Raw genomic sequence first — 22,699 nt, forward strand, 5'->3', positions numbered from 1 at the left:
CTTCACCCCAGTCCCGAGACTCGTGTCACGACCAACTGGAGGGCGCCGGTACGCCGGTTGCCCCTGCGGACGGGACGGCCGGTGGCGGCCCGTGACGGTGCAAGAGGGAGACGGAAACAGGGATGGAGGCACTCGGACCGGGTGATCCACGCCGGATGGGCGCGTTCCGGCTGCTGGCGCGGCTCGGCGGCGGCGGTATGGGGACGGTCTACCTGGGGCGGACGTCGGGCGGGCGCAATGTCGCGGTCAAGCTGATCCGCGACGAGTACGCGCACAACGAGGAGTTCCGGCACCGTTTCCGCAAGGAGGTCGACACCGCCCGCAAGGTGAGCGGGCCCTGGACGCCGCCGGTGCTGGACGCGGACACCGAGGGCCCGCAGCCGTGGGTGGCCACGGCCTACGTCCCGGGCCCCGACCTGGCCCAGGCGCTACGGCAGTTCGGGCCGCTGCCCGCCTCCACGGTGCGCACGCTGGGCGCCGGTCTGGCCGAGGCGCTGGCGAGCGTGCACCGGCTGGGCCTCGTCCACCGCGACATCAAGCCCTCCAACGTGCTGCTGTCCCTGGACGGCCCGCACCTCATCGACTTCGGCATCGCGCGGGCGCTGGACGGCGGCGCGACCGCCCTCACCCGGTCCGGGCACATCATGGGCTCACCGGCCTACATGTCCCCCGAGCAGGCCGCGGCCAAGGGCGTGGGACCGGCCGGCGACGTCTTCTCCCTCGGCGCGGTGCTCGCCACGGCCGCGACCGGCCGGAACCCGTTCGGGGAGGGCATGGACGCGATGGCGCTGCTCTACCGCATCCGGCACGAGCAGCCCGACCTGGACGGTCTGCCCGACACCTTGCGGGACGTCGTCACCGCCTGCCTGGACAAGGACCCGGACCGGCGGCCGACGCCGGAGCAGGTCCGGGAGCGGCTGCTGCCGGATCCCGACGCCACGGTCCGGCAGGGGAGCTGGCTGCCGCCCGCGCTCGCCGAGTCCGTGGCGCGGCTCGCCACCGACCTGCTCGACCTGGACGCGCCGGCGGCGCCGGACCCGCCGTTCACCCGCCCCGCACCTCCCCCGTATCCGCCGACGGCGGCCTACCCGGCGGCCTACTCCGCGGCTTACCCGGTGCCGCCCCGGCGGCCGCGTCGGAGGGCGGCAGCCCTTACGGCCTCGCTCGTCACCGCCCTGGTCACCGCCACCGCCGCCTGGGGGGTGTGGTCGAGCGGCGTTCTCAGTGACGGCGCGGACACCTCGTCGGACGCCGGGGGCACCAGCACACCGGACACCTCACCGACGACCAGCGAGGCCACGAGCCCGCCTGACACCACGGCGACGGCCACGGCCACGGCGACGGAGCCGGAGCCGGAGCCGGAGCCGGAGCCGGACAGGACGGCCGATCCGTCGGTGGTGCCCGACGGATTCGTCGGTACCTGGGAGACCAAGCTGACCGTGGATCCCACCAGCGACGACACCACCATCACGATGACCCTGCGCCACGGCCGGGTCGGCGCCGTCGTCGGCACCATGTCCCTCTCGTCCGCCCAGCTCATCTGCCGGTACGACCTCCGGCTCACCGTCGTCGAGTCCACCCGGATCGCCGTGGCGAACGCGGGTGTGACCGGAGGCAGCACGGACTTCTGCTTGGGTTCGCCCACCGGTTCCGACACGGAGGTCCTGACCTTGTTGTCCGCCTCCACGCTGCAGGTCGGCAGCGGGTACGACCCCCAGCGCATGACCAGGCAGGAGACGTCATGAGACCGGCAGGGCGGACCTGTCAGGCGTCAGTTGTCCCCCTGCTCGTTCCGCCACACGGCGAGCTGGGTGCGCGAGCGGAAGCCCAGCTTGGCCAGGATGCGTTCGACGTGGTTCTCGGCGGTACGCAGGGTGATCGTCAGCCGGACCGCGATCTCCTTGTTGGTCAGGCCCGCGGCCACCAGGTCGGCGACCTGACCCTCGCGCCGGGTCAGCACCCGGGCGGGCGCGTCGGCCTGTTCCTCTCCCAGGACGTACGCCATCGCCGACGGCACCGGCCGGCCCGCCCCGGAGCGGTACGCGCGGTCGTACGCCCTCGCACCGAGTTTCTCGCGGACGGCGCTCTCGTGGTGGCGGTGGGAGTCGAGCAGGAAGGGCGGCGCGGAGAGCGTCCCGCCGATCGTTTTCCACAGGGTGTGCAGGATGCCGAAGAGTTCGGCGGCCCGGTGGGCGTCGCCGGCCGCGGCGGCGCTCTGCGCGACGAGTTCGACGCACATGGCCATGTCCCACCAGTCGTTGAAGGGCCGCAGCCCCCGTACGGCGGTCCGGGCCTCGGCCGCGGCGGTGCCGTGGTCGCCGTCGGTCCACGCCGCCAGCGCCCGTACGAAGTGGGTGAGCGCGCCGACCCAGGACTCGCCGTGCGCGGACGTGACGGCCTCGCACTCGGTGCCGAGCCGGGCCGCGAGCGCCCCGTCGCCGAGGGCCGCGGCCACCAGGGCGCGTTTCATCGTGCACTCGGTGGCACCGCCGACGTCGCCGAGGGCGCGCAGCCCGGCGGCCGCCGCCGTGAACAGCGCGGCGGCCTCCGGCAGTTCCTGGCGCCAGGTGGCGACAACGCCCCGGTGGTGCCGTATCCAGGCGGAGGCGGCCCGGTCACCCTCCTGTTCGGCGGCCGACCGGGCCTCGTCGAGGATCGGCAGGGCGTCCTCCACGGCCCCTTGGAGAATCTCCAGGTAGGCCCGGGTGGCCAGCGCGGCGGCCCGGCCGGGGTCCGCGGCCGGGCCGGCCTCCAGCAGCCGTGACAGCCAGTGCCGGCCCTCCTCCAGGGAACCGAGGGTGATCCAGTAGTGGCGCGGCGCCACGGCCAGGACCATCCCCTGGGCCGTCTCGCCCGGTGTCTCCAGACAGAACTCCAGCGCCGCGCGCAGATTGGCGTGGTCGTGGCGCCGCCGGGTGAGCAACTCGGCCTGCCGGGGCCCGAACCACTCGCGTTCGGCGCGTACGGTCAGGTCCAGGAAGTAGTCGCGATGGCGCCGCCGAAGGCGCGCCACCTCACCGTCCTCACCGGCCAGTTGTTCCCGCCCGTACTCGCGGATGGTCTCCAGCATCCGGTACCGGGACCGGCCGCCGTTCTCCTCCCGGTCCTCCTCCCGGATCAGCACCGACTTCTCCACCAGCCCGTCGACCGCGTCCACCACGGCCTCCCGGGGAAGGCCGTCCCCTGAGCACACGGCCTCAGCGGCGGGCAGGTCGAAGCCGCCCGCGAAGACCGAGGCCCGCTCCCACAGCGCCCGTTCCCGCGCGGTGCACAGCGCGTAGCTCCAGCCGATCAGTTCCCGCAGGGTGCGCTGCCGCGGCAGGGCGGCGCGGCTGCCCAGGGTGAGCAGCGCGTAACGGTCGTCGAGCCGGGCCAGGATCTCCGGCACGGTGAGGGTCCGCATCCGGGCCGCGGCGAGTTCGATCGCCAGCGGCAGGCCCTCCAGCCGGTGCACCAACTCCGCGACGGCGCCGGCGTTCTCCGCGTCGACGGTGAAGCCGGGCCGGACGGCGGCGGCCCGCTGCTCGAACAGGGCGACCGCCGGGAACCGGCCGATGTCCCGCGCCGAGCGCCGGCCACCGGGTTCCGGAGTGGCCAACGCCGGTACGTGAACGACCTGTTCACCGGTGACGCCGAGGGCCTGCCTGCTGGTGGTGAGGACGCTCAGTCCGGGGGCGGCCCTGAGCAGGGCGTCCACGGTGCCCGCACAGGCGTCGATCAGGTGTTCGCAGTTGTCCAGGACGAGCAGCAGCCGTCGGGTACGGAGGTGTTCGACGACGACGTCGTGCAGGTCGCGGGCGGAGACTCCCCGCAGGCCGAGGGCGCCCGCGATGCCCTGGGCGAGCAGCTTCCCGTCGCGCAGAGCGGCCAGTTCCACGGTGTGGACTCCGTCGGGGAACGTGTCCACGACGGTGGCGGCGACCTGGAAGGCCAGCCGGGTCTTGCCCACTCCGCCGACGCCGGTGAGCGTGACCAGCCGGGACGCGGTCAGCCGCCGTCTGATCCCGGTGACCTCGCCGCGCCGCCCCACCAGGGCGGTGAGCGGGACCGGCACCCCTACGGCCGACGTTCCGTTGTGCGAAGCCCCCGTCGTCATGGTCACAACATATAACTCGGCTCAGGTTGGCTCCCGCGAAGTCGAGGCCGTCGCCCAGGACTCGGCTTCGTACCCGCTCCACGCCGCGACCGACCGGGTCAGATCACGCGGAAGAGGTCGGCGGCGGCGTGGACGTCGGTGAGGTCCTCGATGGAACGGAGGTTGTCGCACAAGGCCTGGAGGGCCGAGTCGGCCTCGGCCGCGCGCGGGGCGCCGATGACCACGCCGAAGACCCGGAAGCCCAACCGGTGCTTGGCGTCGTTCCAGCCGCGCATCCACTCCTCGGTGACGCCGCAGTCGTCGTCGGTGATCATCACGATGTCGCCGCGCGTGCGGGCGGCGTCGTTGAACTCCTCCTCCAGCAGTTCGCCGGCCGCTGACAGCGGCGTCTGGTAGCTGGTTCCGCCGCCGAGGAAGGTCTCCGCGAAGTCGAGGATTCGGTCGATGCCGGCGGGCCGGCCGGCCGGGAAACGGAAGACCTGGAGCCTGCCGGGGGCGGAGAACAGGATGCCGACGAAATCGCGCCCCGCGTGGCGGGCCTGGTCGAGCAGCGCGAGGGCGCAGGCCTTGGCCCACGCCTCCCTCGTGATTCCGCCGGGTCCCGCCTCGTACATGGAGTGCGAGGTGTCCACGCACGCGATGACGGCGCCCTTGCCGGTGGCCTGCTCTCCCTGGCTGTCGTAGAGCATCAGTTCCCCGGCGGCGTAACGCACGGCGAACACCGCACGCAGTTCGGGCAGGCCGAGATGGACCAGCTCCGAGGGAACGACGCGGGAAAGATCGTTGCCGAGCGTGACGCCGACCAACTCCCCGGTGGCGTTCTCCACCTTGCGGGCGCGCTCACCGCCGGCCATCTGCCGGAACCGGCCGATCAGTTCGGCCCACTGCGCGAGACGGCCGGTGCGCAGCCGCTCGGCGAGCCGGGCGCGCTGGTCGAACGGCATCCGCTCCAGCGCGCCGGGAGCAACGCCCCATGCCCGCATCAGCGCGGTCTCCTGCCGTACGGCCTCGGCGGCCTTCGCCGCCGCGTTCCGCGCGGCGGCCCGAATTCCGGGGGCTGCTGCCGTGAGGGCCTGATCGGCGGCCTGGGCGGCCTGCCGCGCTGCTGCCGCAGCGGTCTCGGCGGTCTCGGCTGTCTCGGCCGTCTCGGCCGTCTCGGCCGTCTCGGCCGTCTCGGCCGTCTCGGCCGTCTCGGCCGTCTCGGCCGTCTCGGCCGTCTCGGCCGTCTCGGCTGTCTGTTGTACGGCGTCGGCGGCCGGGGTCGGCACGGTGCCGTCCCCGTCGGACCGGTCCGCCTCGTCGGCGGCCTGCTGGAGCGCCTCGCCCACGGCAGTCGCCGCGGCTCGGGCGTCCTGCTGGGCCTTCTTCGCCTGCTCGGCCTGGTCCTGGGCCTGACGGGAGTGCTCCAGCATCCGGCGCAGCGCGGCGGCCTGGGCGAGTACGGCCATGGCGGCGGCGTAGGGGTCGCCGGCCGTCTCGCGGTGCAGCTCGGCGAACTCCGGTGACTCCACCAGTGCGCTGATGATCTGGTGGTTGACCAGCCGGGAGGGGTCCATCTCCGCGCGCTCGCGCAACCGCGGGCTGACCTTGTAGGCGGCGAGGAACGCGTCGGTCAGGAGGTCGGTGGTGAGATCGGTGGTGAGGGCAGTGGTGGGGTCAGAGGCGAGGTCCTCAGTGGTGTAGTCGTGGCGTCCGCTCAGTTCCTTGGACAGATCGCGCAGTCCGGCCGACTGTTCGTAGGTGTCGCGCCAGGTGATCCGGTCGAACCGGTCCGCGACCACGGCCGCGGTGTGCCGGTCGGGTGCGGCGGCGGAGGCGGACAGGCCCACCCGCTTCCCGGCCCTGCTCGTCGGCTCGTTGAGCTTGCTCGGTGCTGTTCTGTCCCTCACAGCTGGGCCTGCACCGTGCTCGCGTCCACCCCGAGGGCCTCGGTGAGAACGCGGGCGCGGACGGCGCGCTGGCGGCCGGTGACCCGGTCGATGGCGGCGGTGGAGCGGCCGGCGCCCGCCGCCTCCTCGCGCAGCTTCTCCAGGCGCTTCCCCGCCATGGCGAGCTTGTTGTGGGCCTTCTTGATGACCCACTCGCTCAGCGCCTCGCGGGACTGCCCGGCCATGGCGTCGAGTTGGGCCTCCAGTTCCTCGATGGCGTCGGCGAGGTCGAGGGCCTCCTTGGCGTCGGGGTTGACCAGTTGCAGCACCTCGCGTTCGACGGTCGGGCGTTCGGCGGGCGAGTCCCACAGCACATGGGTCAGCACCGGCAGGTCGGTCTCGGCGACCGCGGGGCGTCCGTCGAGGTACGCGGACGCCTGGAGCAGGCCCACCGCCTGCCGCCAGCGGCGGTCGGAGGCGACGAGTTCCTTGCGGCGCAGGGCGGCCCGCAGTGTGCATATGGCATCCACGATCGCGTCGGGGACGTCCACGGCCGGGACGGCCTCGGTCACGGCGTGCCGCAGCGCGGCCAGTTCGACGGTGGTGCGTGCCGGTGGCGCCGGGCGGCTGACGGCGGAGCGGACCAGTGCGGCGAAGTTCGAGGGGTCCTCCAGGTAGCCGACCTCGATCCGCACCAGCAGGCGGTCGTAGATCGCGGCCGCGTCCTCCTCGCCGGGCAGTTCGTTGCTTGCCGTGATGGCGCCGATCAGGGGGCAGCGGATCGGCTCGCCGCCGCTCTCGGGGTGGTAGATGCGCTCGTTGAGGTAGCCCAGCGTCTCGTTCAGCGCGGCCGTGGAGCACTTGAAGATCTCGTCGATGAACGCGACATGGGCGGTCGTGGCGCGGCCGTCGTAGACCTGGCGGTACTCGCCTTGGGCCAGCGCGGCGACGTCGATGGGTCCGAACATCCTCGTCGGCGCGGTGAACTTCGACAGGAGGATCTCCCAGTAGGCCGCCCCCTCGATTCTGCCCGTGAGCTCCCGGGCCATCTCGGACTTCGCCGTTCCGGGCGGGCCGAGCACCAACGAGTGCTGCCCGGCCAGCAGGGTCACCACCAGCGTCCGCACCACGTCAGCGCGCTCGTAGAAACGGTCCGACAGTTCGTCGCTGATCGCCCGCAGTCTCTTGGCGGTGTCCTGCGCGTCCTGCGCGTGCTGTGCGTGCACGTTCAACCCCTTGCCCGTAACGCCCTGTTGGCCGACGAGACGGCCCTGCTCCTCGAACCTACGGCCCCAGGAGCAACACGCGCATCAAGGATCCTCTGAGCCGGCCGACGGCGTGCCGCGCTGCCATCGGGCCAGGACGGCCGCCGCCACCGTGGCGGTCACGAACGAACCCCCGGCGAGCGCGATGTAGGCGTGCACGCCCGCCGCCGAGTTCTCCTCCTCCCCGCCGACGAACACCGTGGTGGACGTGAGCACCGCCGCGCCCATCATGTTCATCACCACCGAGCCGATCGCGAGCATGACCTGGACCAGGCCGGTCACAACGCCCTGTGAGGCGATCGGTGCCACGCTCGTCGCCATGTTGAAGCCGGACGTGACGATCGCTCCGGCCGTGAAGCCCAGCAGGGCGGCGAAGACGAGCGCGGCGTAGAACTGGGAGACCGAAAGGTACATCCCGATGGTTGCCACCGTGCCGAGCGCCACCCCGCCCGCCAGCGTCGGCGCCGGTCCGACGCGGGTGGCGAGCCATCCCGCCAGGGTGCCCCCGGCCATGATGCCGACGGCCGGTGCGGCGAACAGCAGGCCCCGTACGCCCTGGTCGGCGAGTCCGTAGCCCAGGCCGTCGGCCGGCGCGACCTCGGCGATCAGGCTGATGAGCTGGAGCAGGCTCTGGTAGGCGCCGGTCGAGAGGACGACCACCAGCAGGGTGAGGGCCAGTGGTCTGCTGAGGTTCCTGATGTCGATCACGGGCTCGGGGATCCGCCGCGCCCTCACGGCCCACCTGGCCAGTACCACGGCACCACCGATGAGGAGGGCGACCGGGCCCGCGGCCGACCAGCCGTACTCCGACCCGAGACTCACATAGCTGAGCACCGCCGCCAGGCCCCCGCCGAGGAGAACGGCCCCGACGACGTCGAGCTTGCCGCCGGTCCTGACCGGGGACTCGGGAATGAGGCCGCGCACGCACACCGCCGCGACGGCTGCGACGACCGCGGACACGACGAACACGCTCCGGAAGCCGTACTCCGCGGCCAGGACCTCGAAGAGGAACGGCGAGACGATGCCGAGGACCGCCGAGCCGGACGTCACCACGCCGACCGCCGTCATCGCGATGCGAGGAGCGCAGATCTGCCGGACGAGCGCGACCGAGAGGAACATGGCGCCCACGGCCGCGCCCTGCAGCAGGCGTCCCGCGATGAACACCCAGACGGTGGGCGCGACGAGGCACACGAGGGCACCCGCGCAGCACGTGAGCAGAGCCGCTACGAGGACTTTGCGCGTTCCGTACATGTCGGCGCTCCTGCCGAGCAGCGGCGCCCACATCGCTCCCGCCAGCAGCGCGCTGGCGTTGAGCCATGCCGCCTGGTCGGTGCCGAAGTGGTCGAGCATCTCGGGCAGGACGAGCAGCGGCGCCCCGATGACCGTGTCCACCATGACGTTCACGAGCATCAGGACGGCAACCCGGCGGACGAGCCGCCCGCTCCACCTCGTGTACCGCTCACCGCTCGGCGCATCCGTGCCGCCTTCGGTGCCGCTCATGCTGCGCGTCGGTAGAGGGGAGCTCATGTCAGCTCCTGTATCTGTCCAACGTGGTTGCCGAGCAGCCTGAACGGGGCCAGGTGCCGGATGATCTCCGTCGCCCGGCGGGCCGGGAGACGGGCCGCGATGTGTCCGTCGGGGCGGATGAGGATGAGTTCACCCGGGAGCGGCCGGTAGGTGCGCCGGAACTCGCCCTCGGCGTCGACGACGTCGCTGTCCGGGGCCCGGCCGATGCGATGCACATGGAGGCGGGTCGGGGTGGCTCGGTCGCGGGTGACCGGTTCGGGGTGCTCGTAGGCGAGGAGGGACCAGTGCGGTCCCCGTAGCAGGTCGAAGAGGTCGAAGACGTCGGGGAGGACGGAGAGATCGGAGGGTTCGGAGAGGACGCGGAGGTCGGTGATGTCGGAGAGGTCGGAGAGGTCGGCGGTGAAGGCCCTTCCTTTCAGCCCGCCGACGTTCGGTGCCCGGTCGCCGGGCAGGGGGCCGGGCGGGAGATCGTGCAGGGGGTCGTGCGGGAGACGGGGCCCCGGTTCCGAACCGGGTTCCGAACCTGGTTCCGGCGCGGGTTCCGGCGCGCCGTGTTGGGTGAGCGGACTGGTGCGATAACGGATGCCCAGGCCGGTGGTCATCGCGCCGTCGGCGATGCCCGAGAGCGCCGTGCCCAGTCCGTCCTCGCTGCCGCGGTCCGCCTGCCCGACGACCCTGCGCATCTTCTCCGTGCTGGCCGCCAGGACCGTACGGGCGACCGGGATGCGTTCGGCGGCGTACGTGTCCAGCAGGCTCGGGTCGGCTCCCTCGACGAGGACGCCGGCGAGTTTCCAGCCGAGGTTGTAGGCGTCCTGGATGCCGGTGTTCATGCCCTGGCCGCCAGCGGGGGAGTGCACGTGGGCGGCGTCTCCGGCGAGCAGGACGCGGCCCTTGCGGTAGTCCTCCACCATGCGGACGTTCACGCGGTAGACCGACAGCCAGGTCGCGCCGCTCAGTACGACGCTGCCCGCGCCGGCACGTTCGTCGAGCAGCTGCTGGTACAACTCCCGTGACGGGACGCCCGGTTCCGCACCCGGCGCGATCGGGCTCTGGAACTGCCACAGGTCGCTGCCGGGGAGTGGGGTGAGGCCGAGCATGCCGTGTGCGGACGGCCAGATGTGTATGTGGTCGCGGTCGAGGTCCGGTCCGGTGACATCACCGAGGTACCAGCGCTGCTGCTCGTACGTCTCCCCGTTCAGGGGAAGCCCGATGAGTCCGCGGGTGCCGCTCCTGCCGCCGTCCGCCCCCACGACGTAGCGGGCGCGGACGGTCTCCCGGCCGCCCGGCGTCCGCAGGGTGACGGTGACGCCGGTGTCGTCCTGGTCGAGGCCGACCGCCTCGGTCGCGAACTCCACCCGACCGCCGCGGTCTTCGAGTCGTTCGCGCAGCGCTCGCTCCACATCGAACTGGCCGATCCACAACGCGTCGGGGTACGGCGTCGAGAACGACTCCTTCGCCCGGACCGAGATCGACGGCCGGTCCACGATCGCGCCGGTCGGTTCGTGGAACCGTAGGGGAAGCCCGGCGACACCGCGCCGCAGGACGTGGTCGACCGCGCCGAGGTCGTCGAGGACTTCGAGAGAGCGGGACTGGATCGTCTTGGCCTTGGAGGCGCGGTTCGGTAACGGGTCCCGTTCGACGATGCGGTGGGCGACTCCGCGACGGGCGAGGTCGCACGCCAGGGTCAGGCCGGTGGGTCCGGCTCCGATGACGAGGACGTCGGTGTGGGGTTCGTCGGTCATGGGGTCCTGCATGAGGTCCTTGAAGTCCTTCCGAAGGGTGGTGGGGGGCGGCGGGTTCTGCGGGCCGGGGGCCGTGTGCTCCCTCCGAAAAAGTAAACTACACCGTACAGTTTCAATTTTGCGTAAGGGTAGGCTGAGCGCATGGCGACGACGAGAGCGTCCGTTCAGACCCCTGGTCGACGGCAGCGGTCCGAGAACAAGCGGGCGGCCATCCTGAACGCGGCCGCGGCCCTGTTCGTCTCCGAGGGATACGAGCTCACCAGCGTCGACGCCATCGCGTCCCGGGCCGGGGTGTCCAAACGCACCCTCTACGACCACTTCGGCGACAAGCAGACCCTCTTCCAGATCGTCCTCACGCGCGTCACCGACGCCTTGGCGGCAACCGTGCGCACGGCGATCGAGCAGGAACTCGCGGAAGGACGCGACCTGCGCGAAGCGCTGATGGCCTTCGCGTCGCGCGTGGCGACAGAGGCGTTCCCGTCCTCGGACTACGTAACGTTCCGGCGACTGACCTCGCAGGAGCGGTCGGCGCCACGGCTCCCGGAGACCGTGCGTGAGCGTCCCGAACGGATGCTGGAGGAGCGGTTCGCGCAACTCGCGGCGAACGGCGAGATCCGGACGGCCGACCCGCGCCGCGCCGCACAGCACTTCACCGCACTGACCGTTCTCCTCGCCGTCGATGCGCTCAGGGACGAGCCGGCGGGCGCGGTGGAGGAATCGGAGATCCTCGCGATCATCGCTGACGGCGTCGACGCGTTCCTCCGCGCCTACCGCTGACCTCGCATGCCGCTTCGGTGACCGCTTCGGGACCGTTGCGCTGGGGGGCGATCAGGCGGACGCCGTGGTCGCGTACACGCAGTGCCCCTCCGGCGACGTCCCGTTTCCAAGTCCTGTCCACGGCTGGGCCTTCGACCGCTGGATGCTCGCCTCAGAGCGGCAGGTCGTCCGGCAGTACCCGGAATGCCTTGTGGCGGCCCAACGGCCGTACCGCGCGGAAACCTCGTCGGTCGAGGGTGAGGATCGCCTCGGTGTCGTAGTCGGCGGCGAGGGCCACGTTCACAGCGCCGGCGAGGTCCAGGTCCAGCCCGCCACCACGGACACGGACAGACTGAGGAGCTCCCCGGTGGTCCTCTGTGATCTCCGGCGTGCGGGTCATGAGGCGGCCGTCGCCGCGCTGGGGTGGTCCCGGCCACGCGTTGTCGGGGACCGGACGCCGAGCGCGTCGCGTTCCTTCCACGCAGCGGAACGAAACAGGGCAGGGGCCCCCTCAAGGCCGGGCGGATTCCGGGGGCCCCTGCTGTCGCGCGTTACCGCGTCACTTGGCGGGCTTGTAGAAGGCGTAGGTGGCGGAGTAGGGAACGCTGATCTGGTCGGTACCGGTGCAGGCCGTGGTGGGGGCCACACCGCCGCGGGTGTTGAGGCGCTGGATGTAGGAGACGTCGGCGAAGACCCCGGCGCCGCGCGTGGCGGTGGACTGCAGGAGGAGTTCGGGGATGGTGCCGGTCTTGGGGGAGGTGGCGACGGCGGAGGCGTTGACGGCGCTGCCGTCCACCGTGGACACCCAGACAGGGCCGCGGGAGTGGAGGGCGACGGGGCGGCGCGAAGGGTCGTTCTTGGCCCAGAGGGTGGCGGCGGGCTCCAGCAGCTTCCAGGCGCCGTCGGTGCAGGCGTAGGTCTGGACGCCCTCGGCCGAGAGGACGCCGGTGAGCCGGTTGCCGTCGGGGACCTTCAGCGCGGCGGGAGCGTCGACGCCGCTGCGGGCGGGCTGCGAGGCCGCGGCCTGGCCGACCGTCGCGCTCAGGAGGGCACCGGAGGTCACGGCGGCGAGAGCCGTGGTGGTGAGGATGAGACGCTTGGTGAGCTTCATGGGGGTGTCTCCAAGAGATTTCTGAATGACTTGGCGGGGGCCCGGTGGCCAGGGGCCCGGTGGCCCCGGGCCGGGGCCAGGGGCTGGGGGCCGGGGGTCAGCCCCAGGTGCTGCTGAGCTTCGCGGCGTAGCCCTTCTGGTAACCCGCCGCGTTGGGGTGGAAGACCTCCGTCAGCCGGGACAGGTCGACACCGTTGATCCACGGATCGGAACCGCAGGCCTCGTGGCCGTTGAACTGGTTCCGCATGTCGATGAAGTAGACGCTTGAGGAGATCGACGCGGCGAGGGTGCCCTCCGCCAGGGCGTCGGCCATCCCGTTCATGGAGGTGCGCTTGGCGGCGCTGAGGTCGATCGCGCCGCACGAACCGGTCGGGGAGATCGTCCGCGGGTAGCCGAGGACGAGGACCAGGGCATGCGGCGCACGGGCCTTGATGTCCTTGTACAGCCCGCCGAGTTCCGTCACCAGCTGGTTCCTGGCGTAGTGCGACATCCAGTTCGTGGCCGTCGCGCAGTAGCTGTCGCTCTGGGTGAGGCACGCCTGGACGACCGAGGCGAACTGGGCGTCGTTGCCGCCCACGGTGAGGGTGACGAGGCTGGTCTTCTCACTCAGGGCGGACAACTGGTCGTTCCGGACGTCCGCGATGGTCGCACCGCTGCACGTGACGTCCTTCAGCGCGTACTTGGGGTGGGCGGCCGCGTACAGCCGCGGATAGCTGGTGGGGCTCCGCAGACAGTCGCCGCTGGAGGCGTCGTACGGGGCCGCGCCGACCCCGGACGCGTACGAGTCGCCGAGCGCGACGTACTCCGCTTCGGTTGCCGCCTGTGCGGGGGCGCCGGAGGCGGCCCCCAGGCCGGCGAACGCCAATAAGGCCGCGGCGACAACCGATGTCAGTCTTCGCATTGCTTCCTTGTGCTTCCTTCTGGATCAGGGCGCCCGAAATCGACGGGCGAGGATCGTGCAGCGTCGTGCCGGTCGAGCCGTTCCGGCGACCGACACGACGCGCACTGACAGAGAGGGTTCGAAGACGGTCTTGGTTGCTCGGGGCGGGCCGGCGGATCAGCCGCCCGGCCGCCTGCCCCGGGGTTTGCTCGCCGCCAACGCCCGGCGAGCGCGAGGCAGGATCCCTACTCTTCAGGGGTGCTCTCATACGACGAGTTGACTTCACCGGAGCGTGAGCTGTGGGATGCGTTCCCCGAGGGACGCCACGTGGACCTGCGCACGGGCGTGCCCGAGGACGACCGTGTCTGCGAGGGTGGGCATTGGGGTCCCGGGCGGACGGTTCGGGCCGCCGTGATCGTGGCACTCCTTCAGGGCGCGAACACCGCGCAGCCGGGCGCCGTCGCGTGTCTGAGTCTCGCCGGGGCGCGGATATCCGGGCACCTCAACCTGGCCGGCGCACAGATCGCTCACGCCTTCTGGCTGCGGGACTGCTGGTTCGAGGAAGGCGTGGACCTCTCCGGAGCGTCGACCCAGTCGATTGCGATCGTGGGCAGCCGGGTGCCGGGCGTCGAAGCCGGCTTGATCCGTATCGAGGGGCGCCTCGACCTGCGGCGCTCCCGCGTGGAAAGCGGCTCTGTCTCGCCGTACCACCGCAGGCTCACCGCCTTGTCGCTCATCAACGCCCACGTGAGCGGTGCCGTGAGCCTCAACGGCGCCGAAATCACCGCACCCGGGGAATGGGCGGTGTCCGCCGGCGGACTGGTCGCGGAGGGCGGCGTCTACTGCGTGGACGGATTCGTCGCGCACGGTGAAGTCCGTCTCATGGGGGCACAACTGCCAGGCGGACTGCACATGCGGGGCGCACTGCTGGAACACCCCGGCCGACGCGGGGTGGCGCTCGCCCTGGACAACGCCGTGGCCTCGACGCTCGACTTCTCCGACGGGTTCAGCGCGGACGGGACCGTACGACTGCGGGGCGCCCGGATCTCGGACCTGACCTTTGAAGGAGCCGTCCTGAACGGGCCGCCCGACGGCCACGGCCCGTCACTGGAAGCAGTACTGATGCAGGCCGTCGACTTCGACTTCACGCTCGCGCGGCCGCCGTCCGGCATCGTGGACCTGCGGGGCGCTCAGGTGTCCTATCTCCACGACAGCGACCGCAGCTGGCCGGACGTGGTGGAGCTGGACGGCTTCGTCTACGGCTCCATCAAGGTGGACGAGGCGGGCGAGCGTCAGGAGGCAGTGGGGCCGCGGCACTCCGTGGCCCGCCGTGTGGCGTGGATACGACGCAGCCCGCGCTACAACCCCCAGCCCTATGAGCAGTTGGCGAGCTGGTACCGGAAGGCAGGCCATGACGACGATGCCCGCCGCGTGCTCCTGGCCAAACAGCGCCATCGGCGTCGCACTCTGCCCCCGGCCGCACGAGCGTGGGGCCATCTGCTCGATGCGACCGTCGGCTACGGCTACCGCCCCTGGCTGGCCGGCGTCTGGCTCCTCGCGCTGACCTTGCTGGGAGCAGTGTCCTTCGGCACTCACTCCCCCAACCCGGCCAAACAGGGCGAAGGCACCCCGTTCCAGCCGCTCGTCTACACCCTCGACCTCCTGATCCCCATCGGTGGTCTGGGGCAGCGCGCGGCCTGGTACTGGTCGAGCGACAGCCTGCAATGGCTGGCCTACTCGCTGATCGCCCTCGGCTGGGTGCTGACGACCGCCGTCATCGCGGGTGTCACCCGCACCCTGCAGAAGAACTAGTACAACGGCCTGGCGACGGTTCAACCAGTGGCCGTGGCGACGGGGCGCACCCGCTGCGCCAACGGGCCGGGCTGCCGGGCTACCGGCCGACCGCAGCCGCATCCGGACGCGGTGCCCCGGGCACGGCCGGCGCGGCAGGCCGGTTGCGTGCCAGCATGATCGCGGGCACCGCGGCGAGGACGAAGAGCACTCCCGCCATCGCGACGTAGAGGTACACGCCGGTCGCCGTGCTCACCGGGGCACCGTCGGCAGAGGTCCCGGGAACAAGGGTCGCTTTGAGCACCTCGCCCCCGGCGATGTTGAAGACGACCGAGCCGAGGGCGAGTACGACCGACACCAGACCGGCGATCGTGCCCTGCCGTTCGGGCGCTTCGAGGCTGGTCGCCAGGTTGTAGCCGGAGGCGCCGATCGCGCCTGCGGCCATGCCGAGCGCGGCGCCGCAGGCGATCGCCGGCGGGAGCGCTGACACGCCCGCCAGCATCGCGAAGGTCGCCACTGTGCCGACGGCGATGCCGCCGAGGAGGGGCAGTGCGGGACCGAACCGCCCCGCGATCCATCCGGCGCACATTCCGCCGACGACGATGCCGAGATTGGGCGTGGCGAGCAGCACCGCAACCGCCTCTCCGTCGCCCAGCCCGTAACCGAGCCCCAGGTCGGGGGGCACCTGGGCGATGATGCTCGTCAGTTGCAGCATGCTCCGGAAGGAGCCTGCTGCCAGTACCAGGGCCAGCAGCGTCAGCAGGATCGGGCGGCTGAGAGCCCGGATGTCGATGATGGGTTCGTCGACCCGCAGCGCGAGGAACGCCCAGCCGGCCAACGCGGCGGCACCGGCCGCCAGCAGCGCGACCATGCCGCCGGACAGCCATCCGAGGTCGCTCCCGAGGCTGGTGTAGGCGAGCACCGCGCCGAGGCCGCCGCCGAGCAGGAGCGCCCCGCGCACGTCGATCCGGCCGGTGCTGCGGATCGGCGACTCAGGGATGAAGGAACGCACGAAGAGCGCGGCGGCCGCGGCGAGCAGCGCCGCCACGACGAACACGCTCCGGTAGCCGAACGCATCGATGACCGGCTTCATCAGGAACGGCTCGATGATCCCGACGACCGACGAGCCGGACGTCACGAGCCCGACCACGGCCATCGCCACCCGCGGGGTGCAGATCTGGCGTGCGAGGGCCACCGTGAGGAAGACCGCGGCGAAGGCGGTGCCTTGAAGGAAGCGCCCCACCAGGAAAATCCAGACGTTGGGGGCGGCGAGGCAGACCAGCGCTCCGGTACAGGCGAGGAGCAGCGTGCCGATGAGTATCCGGCGCTTGCCGAAGATGTCGGAACTCTTCGCGAGCAGCGGCGACCAGATGGCGCCGGCCAGTAACGCGCTCGCATTGAGCCACGCGGCCTGGTCGGTGTCGAAATGCTCCAGTAACTGGGGCAGGACCATCATGGGCGAGCCGATGACCACGTCGGCCAGGACGTTGGCGAGGGTGAGGACGGCCGCCCAGAGGATGAGCCGCTTACTCCAGCGGTGCTCTTGGGCGCCGGGGGCTGCGGGCTCGGTCTTTTCCAGCGTGTCTTTCACTACGCGTTCTCTCCAGGGAATGGGGGGGGTGAGGTCCCGGCGAGCGGCACGCCCCGTGGGCGGCGCGGTCGGCGCGGGTTGCCGGTTGAACCGGCTTTGGTGGTCTGCTGAGGGCTGTTGGGTGTTGTCCGCGTGAAGCCGGGGGAACCCGGTTATGCCGGGGAATCCGGTTATGCCGGGGGAACCCGGTTGCCCGACGCTTTGCGCCGGGTTCAGGGCGCGCCGGCGCCGGACGCTTTCAGCGCCTCGTTGCGGGCGGCAATGGCGTCCCAGGTGGGCGGCAGCATGCGGTCGCGACCGCTGTGGACGCGGTCCTGGGCGAAAGTGACGTAGGGGCGCTGCCGAGCCTCGTACCGTGCGAACGCGACGGTGTGGTCATTGCCGCACCGTTCGAGTTCTTCGGCGAGAAAGCGGGCGCCGGTGAGCGCGAGTGAGGTGCCCCGGCCGGACAGGAAGGCCGGGCTGTACCCGGCGTCGCCGACGAGGACGACGCGGCCGCGGTGCCAGGAGGGCAGGTGGATCTGGCTCGCGGGGGTGAAGAAGAAACCAGGATCGGCGCGGGCCGCCTCCAGCAGCTCCGGGATCCGCCACGACCGGTGGCCCGCGAAGGCGTCGATGAGGATCTTCTTCTGGGCGTCCAGGTCGCGGTGGTCGTAGTCGATCGGTTCCGAGCGGAACTGGAAGACCGCAACGGCCTTGCCCTTGTACCGGAAGATGCCTGCCATCCGGCGGGGGACGTTGTATATCGAGTTGGCGCCCTCGGACTGCGCCTCGCCGGGGAGGTCGGCGAGGGCGAAGTAGACACCGAGGTGCCGGAGGTAGTCCTCCTCGGGCCCGAACACCAGCCTGCGTACCGCGGAGTGCTGGCCGTCGGCACCGAGAACCAGGTCGTACCGCCCGGTGCGGCCCGATCCGAAACGCACGTCGACGCCGCCGCCGTCGACGCCGCTGCCGTCGCCGTCGCCGTCGCCGTCGCCGTCGCCGTCGCCGTCGCCGTCGGTCAGTGTCTCGATCGAGTCGCCGAAGCGGATCGCCACGGTGTCCGGGAGCGCATCGGCGAGGATGCGCACGAGGTCCTCGCGGAGGAGCTCGATGTCGTCGTCGGAGTCGCTGATCTCCGCCATCGGCATCCGGGCCACCGGCTTGCCCTCGCTGTCGACGAACTGGGTGAACTCGGACATCCGGACCCGTTGCTTCTGGATCTTCGCGAGCAGTCCCATCCTCTCCGCGGTCTCGATCGCGTCACCGCGGATGTCGATCGGTGTGCCCGTGAGCCGGAGGTGGCGGGCGTACTCGACAACGGTGACGTCGTGGCCGCGGGTGCCGAGCTCACGTGCGCAGGCGAGCCCGGCGATACCGGCTCCGGAGACAAGGACGTTCACGTGTGCCCTCCAGGTTTCGCTGAGGTGGGTGTGCGATCGGATCGGCCCCCCGGTTCACCGCTCGCCGCTCGCTGCTCGCTGCTCGCCGGTCAGGCAGGCGAACCCGCGGAGCAGTGCGGCCGGAGGGCATGCCGCTGCCGCGGCCACACACCAACTAAAGAAACAAACTGTCGCTTTTAGCGACCCTACTTACCACCGGCTTGCTCCGCAACGCCGCGCCTGGCAAGAATCGGCACCCGAGCAGAGAACAGGAGGTGAGCGCGGCGATGGCCAACGGCACCACCGACCGGCCGCCCGCGCGGCGCCCCGGTGGACGCAACGCGCGGGTGAGAGCGCAGATCCTCGCCGCGACCGTCGAGCTCGTGGCGCGCGACGGCATCGCGGGCTTCCGCTACGAGGAGGTCGCCGAGGTCGCCGGCGTGCACAAGACCAGCGTCTACCGCAATTGGCCCGACCGTGAGGAGCTGGTGGTCGAGGCCCTGCTGAGCTACGCCGAGGATCTCGCCTCGGTCGCCGACACCGGCGACATCCACCGGGACCTGGTGGACTTCCTGCTGGCCCTCGCCGGGGGCCTGGAAACGCCGTTCGGCCGGACGCTCGAACAGGCCATCCAGCCCGCGGGCCAAAGCCCCACCGTCCGGCAGGCGTTGACCAGGATCCTCGACCAGCGCGTCTCCGCCATGCGGCGGCGGGTGGACTCCGCTGTCGACCGGGGCGAGCTCCCCCCGGTCGACAGCTCCTTCCTCGGCGAGATGATCTCCGGCCCAGTGCGCCTCATCGTCAACCGCGGCATGCGCCCGTTCACCCGCGCGGACGCGGAGCGCATCGTCGGCGTGGTGCTCGCCGGCATCCGGGCCACGGCACCGCACGTCTGAGCACGAGCACCCCGCCTTCCTCGGCGACGTACGTCCGCAGGTCGTGGCGGACGTTGCCGACCAGGCCGGATGGCGAAACGCTGCCGGAGTACCGGGTGCGATGCGACACCGTGTCCTATGCGGTGCCGGGACCGTCGAGGAATCGAAGCAGCACGGCGGCCTCCGCACGGAGCTGCCCGGCTCGGTCAGCGTGCGCCGGCGCAGTCAACTGCGCTGCGGCCTCCAGTCGCTCGGCAGCCTCGGCACGCACGACGTCCACCACATCGCGCTCGCTCAGCTCACGCCGAGTTGCTTCGGTGGCGCCGACACCAACCGGTGACTGCTCAAGGGCCGGGCTGCGGAGCTCAACGTCGTCCACGGGCACTGCCTCAGCGTTGTCCAGCGCAGCAAGCGTTGAGCGCAGGGCGCTCACCGCGGCCTTGTCACGGGAGCGCATCGCTTCCGGCAGTGCTTGACGCATACGAAGACGCAAAGACATGCCGGTGACCTTACGGCGGCGCCCCGGGACCCACAACGCCATATATGTGCGGCGCCGGACTTCCCGCCGGCTGGCGCTTCGCCCTCGGCAGGATCGCGAAGCCGGACCGGACCACTGGCGCTCAAACAACCCGACGAGCGCGAGCAGTTGGGCCTGCACCACGCGGATCTCGCCGTCCTGTGATCAGCTTTGGGACGTGGAGACCATCATCGCCAGTGCCATAGCGGTCCTTGGAACCCTGCTCGGCTCGGGCATCACGCTGGCGGTTCAGCAGCGCACCACCGACAGAAGCCACGAGTTCACCCGCCGTGAGAAACTCCGGCAGGAACGGCTCGACGCCTACTCCTCCTACGCCGGCGCGCTGCTCAACTACCGCCGCTGCCTGGTGCACCTGTGGTTCTGCGAGAACGAAGAGCCGCCGCCCGAAGACCCCGACGCCGTCCGGATCCGCGCATACGACCTGCGCTCAGGCGCGCAAGAGGCACTGTTCCGGGTGCAGATGCTCACGGATGACGAGACGCTGAGCCAGACCGCGGAGACCGTACTCGCCGATGTCACGGCCCTGGCCAAGACGGAGACCAGGACCGAACTCGACCAGCGCAGAGTACGGACCCGCGACGACATCAACCGACTCGTCCGGGCAGCCAAGCGACATCTCTGAGGCGACCGCCTGCGGACAGAGCACCTGCGACGGCCGTGAGTGAGTCTCACTGAGGGGCTTCGTCCAGACCTCGCGGTGTCCGGTCCCGGGCGCACCCGGCTCGCCAAGTCCGTGCACGACGCGGGATGGTCCGCGTTCGCCGGCACGCCGATAAGACGGGCACACGGGCCCGCACAGCGCGATGAAGCAGGAACCCCCCGGAGGGGGGCGGACGACCCAGGCCGGAATTCCTGGACTTTAGGCTGGGGAGCACGTCAACCTGATGACCGCTACTGGACTGTGGACGGGCCCGGACCGGCCTGAACTGGTCGACGAGACGCGGATGTGCGAAAGGTAACCGGCGATGTCGCTGAGCCCCGAGGGTACGGATGCGGAGTCCATGGGGTCGATAGGCGGCTATGAGCTGATCGACCGGCTCGGCAGCGGCGGCATGGGCGTCGTCTACCTGGCCCGCGCGGCCTCGGGACGGCAGGTCGCGGTCAAGCTCATCCACGCGCCGTACGCACGGGACGAGGAGTTCCGGGTCCGTTTCCGGCAGGAGGTCGCCGCGGCCCGCCGGGTGAGCGGGGCGTTCACCGCGCCGGTCGTGGACGCCGATCCGGACGCCGAACAGCCGTGGATGGCGACACTGTACGTCCCCGGCCGCACCCTGTCGGAGACGGTGACCAAGGAAGGCCCGCTGGGCGGACGGGAGTTGCGCACCCTGGGGCTGGGGCTCGTCGAGGCGCTGCGGGACATCCACCAGGCGGGCCTGGTGCACCGGGACCTGAAGCCGAGCAACGTCCTGATGGCCGAGGACGGGCCGCGCGTCATCGACTTCGGCATCTCGCGCGCCACCGACAACCAGGCCCTCACCGTGACCGGGCGGCTGATCGGCACCCCGCCCTTCATGTCCCCGGAGCAGTTCGCCACACCACGGGACGTCACCGCGGCCTCGGACGTGTTCTCGCTCGGCTCCCTGCTGGTGTACGCGGCCACCGGCACCCGTCCGTTCAACGCCGACAGCCCCTATATGACCGGCTATCAGGTCATGCACGAAGCCCCGGTCCTGGACGGAGTCGGGGAGCCGCTCCTGAGCATCGTCGAGCGGTGCCTGGACAAGGACCCGGCCGCCCGGCCCGGCACGGCCGAACTGCACCGCATGCTCCGGACACTGCCGGACTCCCTCGAAGCCGCGGCCGTCCCGGCCCCCCGCCCCCAGGACCCCCGCCCTCGCCCCGGACGACCGGGCGCCGTGCCCCCCACCCAGGTGATGGGCGGAACGGCCGGTACCGGAACCGCGACTGGTACCGGACGCGTACGGCGCGGGCGGCGCGTCCTCATCAGCCTCGCCGCGGCCCTGGCCGTCACCGGGCTGAGCCTCACGACGATGTACCTCGTGTCGGACTCGGACACGACCCCGCAGGGCCACAAGGACTCCGGGTCCCCCACCGCCCGCGGTCCGCGCGCCGCCGCACTGCCCGCCGGATGGGAGCCCTGGCGGACGGACCTGACCCGCGACTCGGGTGGCATCGACCCGATCTCCTACGCGGAGTCCGGGTGCCTGCGGGGCAGAGACGCCGTGTACTGCGCGGGATCCGGCTTCACGACCACCAAGGTCGACGCCGCCTCCGGCCGCACCCTGTGGCGGTCCGGCACCAATCCGCAGGAAGTGCGGCCCGTCGGCGTCCGGGGCGGGCTCGTCTACGCCTACTCCCTGCCGGACGACGCGGCCGCCGGCAACAGGATCCGCAAGCTGGTGGCCCTGGACGCCGGCACCGGGAAACAGCGGTGGGCCCGCCGCATCGGCGACGTCGACGCGGAAGCGCACCTGTTCAGCCGTGGGGTGCTGACGATCTCTGCCTCCACGACGGAGTTCGTCGCCTACGCGTCGTCGGGCGCGGAGTTGTGGAGGTCGTCGGCGTCGGCGCCGGGCGGGAAGTCCTGCGTACCGCTGGTGCTGGGCGGCGCCCCGTACGGCCTGTGCTCGTCGGACGACGATCCCTACGGGGCTCCGATGAGCCTGGTGCGGTTCGACGCGTCCGACGGCACCCGGAGCGATGTGGCGACGCTGCCGCCGACGGCGGAGGCGCTCGGGGTCGTCGGCGGGGAGTTCCTGTTCTCCGTTCTGGAGGACCCGAACAAGGTGGCACAGTCCGTGGGCGACTGGTCGTACGCGGGACTGGTGCGGGTGAACCCGGACAGCGGCGCCGTCAAGGAGGTACGCCTCGCGGAACCGCCGCGCGGCGCCGCCACGCTGGCGGACGGCGCCGTCTACGTCGTCCGGCAGGACGGTGTGGTCACCGCCGTGTCGGCGACCTCCGGCAAGCAGCTGTGGCGCAGGGCGACGGAGGTGGAGGGCCTGTCCGTACCGGTGTTCTCCGCGACATACGGCGACCTCTACTTCGCCAACCGTTACGGCCGCCTGCTGGCGCTGGACCGGGACACGGGAGCGGAGCGGTGGCGCACGTCCTCGATGGACGACCTGGGGGACTCGTCGGGCGACAACACGCCGAGCCTGCTGCTCGTCGAGGACGCGATCGTGGCGGTGGCGGGCGACACGGTCTTCTCCGTACGGCCGGACCGCCCCGCGACCCCGTCGGCCACCGGCGGTTGACCGGTCGCCGTGACCAGCAGCGGCCCCATCACCAGGGCGGAGACGCCCAGCCGCCTGCCCTCCCGGTACATCCATGGACG

The 22,699-nt window shown here is 71.5% G+C and carries 16 protein-coding genes and 1 pseudogene; 6 read left to right on the forward strand and 11 right to left on the reverse strand.

Going from position 1 to position 22,699, the window contains the following annotated elements:
* Window positions 1–122 precede the first annotated feature (122 nt).
* Window positions 123–1,745, forward strand: a complete 1,623-nt coding sequence (locus IE262_RS39875; protein ID WP_229877724.1) for a serine/threonine-protein kinase — start codon at window positions 123–125, stop codon at window positions 1,743–1,745.
* Between the two features lie 26 nt (window positions 1,746–1,771).
* Here IE262_RS39875 and IE262_RS33085 read toward each other — a convergent pair whose 3' ends face one another.
* The 5 genes from IE262_RS33085 to IE262_RS33105 form a co-directional block, all read right to left on the reverse strand.
* Window positions 1,772–4,096, reverse strand: coding sequence for an ATP-binding protein (locus tag IE262_RS33085; protein ID WP_189878905.1), 2,325 nt, complete (start codon window positions 4,094–4,096; stop codon window positions 1,772–1,774).
* A 98-nt stretch (window positions 4,097–4,194) separates the two neighbouring features.
* A complete protein-coding gene (locus IE262_RS33090) occupies window positions 4,195–5,985 on the reverse strand; it encodes a VWA domain-containing protein (RefSeq protein WP_189878907.1) in 1,791 nt (596 codons plus the stop codon).
* Window positions 5,982–7,190 carry an AAA family ATPase gene (locus IE262_RS33095; RefSeq protein ID WP_189878909.1) on the reverse strand — a complete coding sequence of 403 codons (1,209 nt, stop codon included), beginning with the start codon at window positions 7,188–7,190 and terminating at the stop codon, window positions 5,982–5,984. Before IE262_RS33095 ends, IE262_RS33090 begins: the two co-directional genes overlap by 4 nt.
* An 84-nt stretch (window positions 7,191–7,274) precedes the next feature.
* The gene (locus IE262_RS33100) at window positions 7,275–8,729 is read right to left on the reverse strand and encodes an MFS transporter (protein ID WP_229877725.1); all 1,455 of its coding nucleotides are present in this window, start codon (window positions 8,727–8,729) and stop codon (window positions 7,275–7,277) included.
* 23 nt (window positions 8,730–8,752) lie between these two features.
* Window positions 8,753–10,498, reverse strand: coding sequence for an FAD-dependent monooxygenase (locus IE262_RS33105; protein WP_189878911.1), 1,746 nt, complete (start codon window positions 10,496–10,498; stop codon window positions 8,753–8,755).
* A gap of 141 nt (window positions 10,499–10,639) precedes the next feature.
* Between IE262_RS33105 and IE262_RS33110 the strand changes: the two genes are divergently transcribed.
* Window positions 10,640–11,275, forward strand: a complete 636-nt coding sequence (locus tag IE262_RS33110) for a TetR/AcrR family transcriptional regulator (RefSeq protein ID WP_189878913.1) — start codon at window positions 10,640–10,642, stop codon at window positions 11,273–11,275.
* A gap of 151 nt (window positions 11,276–11,426) precedes the next feature.
* Here the strand turns inward: IE262_RS33110 and IE262_RS33115 are convergent.
* From IE262_RS33115 to IE262_RS33125, 3 genes and pseudogenes are all read right to left on the reverse strand, one after another.
* Window positions 11,427–11,642 (reverse strand): annotated as a pseudogene (locus tag IE262_RS33115) (PIN domain-containing protein); the annotation flags it as partial.
* A 171-nt stretch (window positions 11,643–11,813) separates the two neighbouring features.
* On the reverse strand, window positions 11,814–12,365 hold the full coding sequence (locus tag IE262_RS33120; protein ID WP_189878914.1) for a DUF3455 domain-containing protein: 552 nt from the start codon (window positions 12,363–12,365) through the stop codon (window positions 11,814–11,816).
* 97 nt (window positions 12,366–12,462) lie between these two features.
* Window positions 12,463–13,266, reverse strand: a complete 804-nt coding sequence (locus IE262_RS33125; protein ID WP_189878916.1) for an SGNH/GDSL hydrolase family protein — start codon at window positions 13,264–13,266, stop codon at window positions 12,463–12,465.
* A gap of 237 nt (window positions 13,267–13,503) precedes the next feature.
* On the opposite strand from IE262_RS33125, the gene IE262_RS33130 reads away from it, so the two are divergent.
* Window positions 13,504–15,057: an oxidoreductase gene (locus IE262_RS33130; RefSeq protein WP_189878918.1), complete on the forward strand. Its 1,554-nt coding sequence runs from the start codon at window positions 13,504–13,506 to the stop codon at window positions 15,055–15,057.
* Between the two features lie 79 nt (window positions 15,058–15,136).
* Here the strand turns inward: IE262_RS33130 and IE262_RS33135 are convergent, their stop codons facing one another.
* Both IE262_RS33135 and IE262_RS33140 read right to left on the reverse strand, forming a co-directional pair.
* A complete protein-coding gene (locus IE262_RS33135; RefSeq protein WP_189878919.1) occupies window positions 15,137–16,627 on the reverse strand; it encodes an MFS transporter in 1,491 nt (496 codons plus the stop codon).
* 212 nt (window positions 16,628–16,839) lie between these two features.
* Window positions 16,840–18,009 (reverse strand): FAD-dependent monooxygenase, encoded by a 1,170-nt coding sequence (locus IE262_RS33140; RefSeq protein WP_189878921.1) that lies wholly within the window; start codon window positions 18,007–18,009, stop codon window positions 16,840–16,842.
* 266 nt (window positions 18,010–18,275) lie between these two features.
* Between IE262_RS33140 and IE262_RS33145 the strand changes: the two genes are divergently transcribed.
* Window positions 18,276–18,884: a TetR/AcrR family transcriptional regulator gene (locus IE262_RS33145; RefSeq protein ID WP_189878923.1), complete on the forward strand. Its 609-nt coding sequence runs from the start codon at window positions 18,276–18,278 to the stop codon at window positions 18,882–18,884.
* Window positions 18,885–18,999: 115 nt separating this feature from the next.
* Here IE262_RS33145 and IE262_RS39880 read toward each other — a convergent pair whose 3' ends face one another.
* The gene (locus tag IE262_RS39880; protein WP_134035028.1) at window positions 19,000–19,320 is read right to left on the reverse strand and encodes a GatB/YqeY domain-containing protein; all 321 of its coding nucleotides are present in this window, start codon (window positions 19,318–19,320) and stop codon (window positions 19,000–19,002) included.
* Between the two features lie 238 nt (window positions 19,321–19,558).
* Between IE262_RS39880 and kilB the strand changes: the two genes are divergently transcribed.
* Both kilB and IE262_RS33160 read left to right on the forward strand, forming a co-directional pair.
* The gene (kilB, locus tag IE262_RS33155) at window positions 19,559–20,023 is read left to right on the forward strand and encodes a plasmid transfer protein KilB (protein ID WP_189878937.1); all 465 of its coding nucleotides are present in this window, start codon (window positions 19,559–19,561) and stop codon (window positions 20,021–20,023) included.
* A 343-nt stretch (window positions 20,024–20,366) separates the two neighbouring features.
* Complete coding sequence (locus IE262_RS33160; protein ID WP_189878939.1) at window positions 20,367–22,619, forward strand: serine/threonine-protein kinase; 2,253 nt, start codon at window positions 20,367–20,369, stop codon at window positions 22,617–22,619.
* Window positions 22,620–22,699 lie beyond the last annotated feature (80 nt).

The organism is Streptomyces bluensis (assembly GCF_014650715.1).
GTDB classification, from domain to species: Bacteria; Actinomycetota; Actinomycetes; order Streptomycetales; family Streptomycetaceae; genus Streptomyces; species Streptomyces bluensis.

Excerpts from the sequence above, each read along its gene's own strand:
- IE262_RS39880 (WP_134035028.1), bottom strand. The coding sequence starts at position 19,320 with ATGCGCTCCCGTGACAAGGCCGCGGTGAGCGCCCTGCGCTCAACGCTT.
- IE262_RS33125 (WP_189878916.1), bottom strand. The coding sequence starts at position 13,266 with ATGCGAAGACTGACATCGGTTGTCGCCGCGGCCTTATTGGCGTTCGCC.
- IE262_RS33100 (WP_229877725.1), bottom strand. The coding sequence starts at position 8,729 with ATGAGCGGCACCGAAGGCGGCACGGATGCGCCGAGCGGTGAGCGGTAC.
- IE262_RS33110 (WP_189878913.1), top strand. The coding sequence starts at position 10,640 with ATGGCGACGACGAGAGCGTCCGTTCAGACCCCTGGTCGACGGCAGCGG.
- IE262_RS33085 (WP_189878905.1), bottom strand. The coding sequence starts at position 4,096 with ATGACGACGGGGGCTTCGCACAACGGAACGTCGGCCGTAGGGGTGCCG.
- IE262_RS33145 (WP_189878923.1), top strand. The coding sequence starts at position 18,276 with ATGGCCAACGGCACCACCGACCGGCCGCCCGCGCGGCGCCCCGGTGGA.
- IE262_RS33160 (WP_189878939.1), top strand. The coding sequence starts at position 20,367 with ATGTCGCTGAGCCCCGAGGGTACGGATGCGGAGTCCATGGGGTCGATA.
- IE262_RS33120 (WP_189878914.1), bottom strand. The coding sequence starts at position 12,365 with ATGAAGCTCACCAAGCGTCTCATCCTCACCACCACGGCTCTCGCCGCC.
- IE262_RS39875 (WP_229877724.1), top strand. The coding sequence starts at position 123 with ATGGAGGCACTCGGACCGGGTGATCCACGCCGGATGGGCGCGTTCCGG.
- IE262_RS33105 (WP_189878911.1), bottom strand. The coding sequence starts at position 10,498 with ATGACCGACGAACCCCACACCGACGTCCTCGTCATCGGAGCCGGACCC.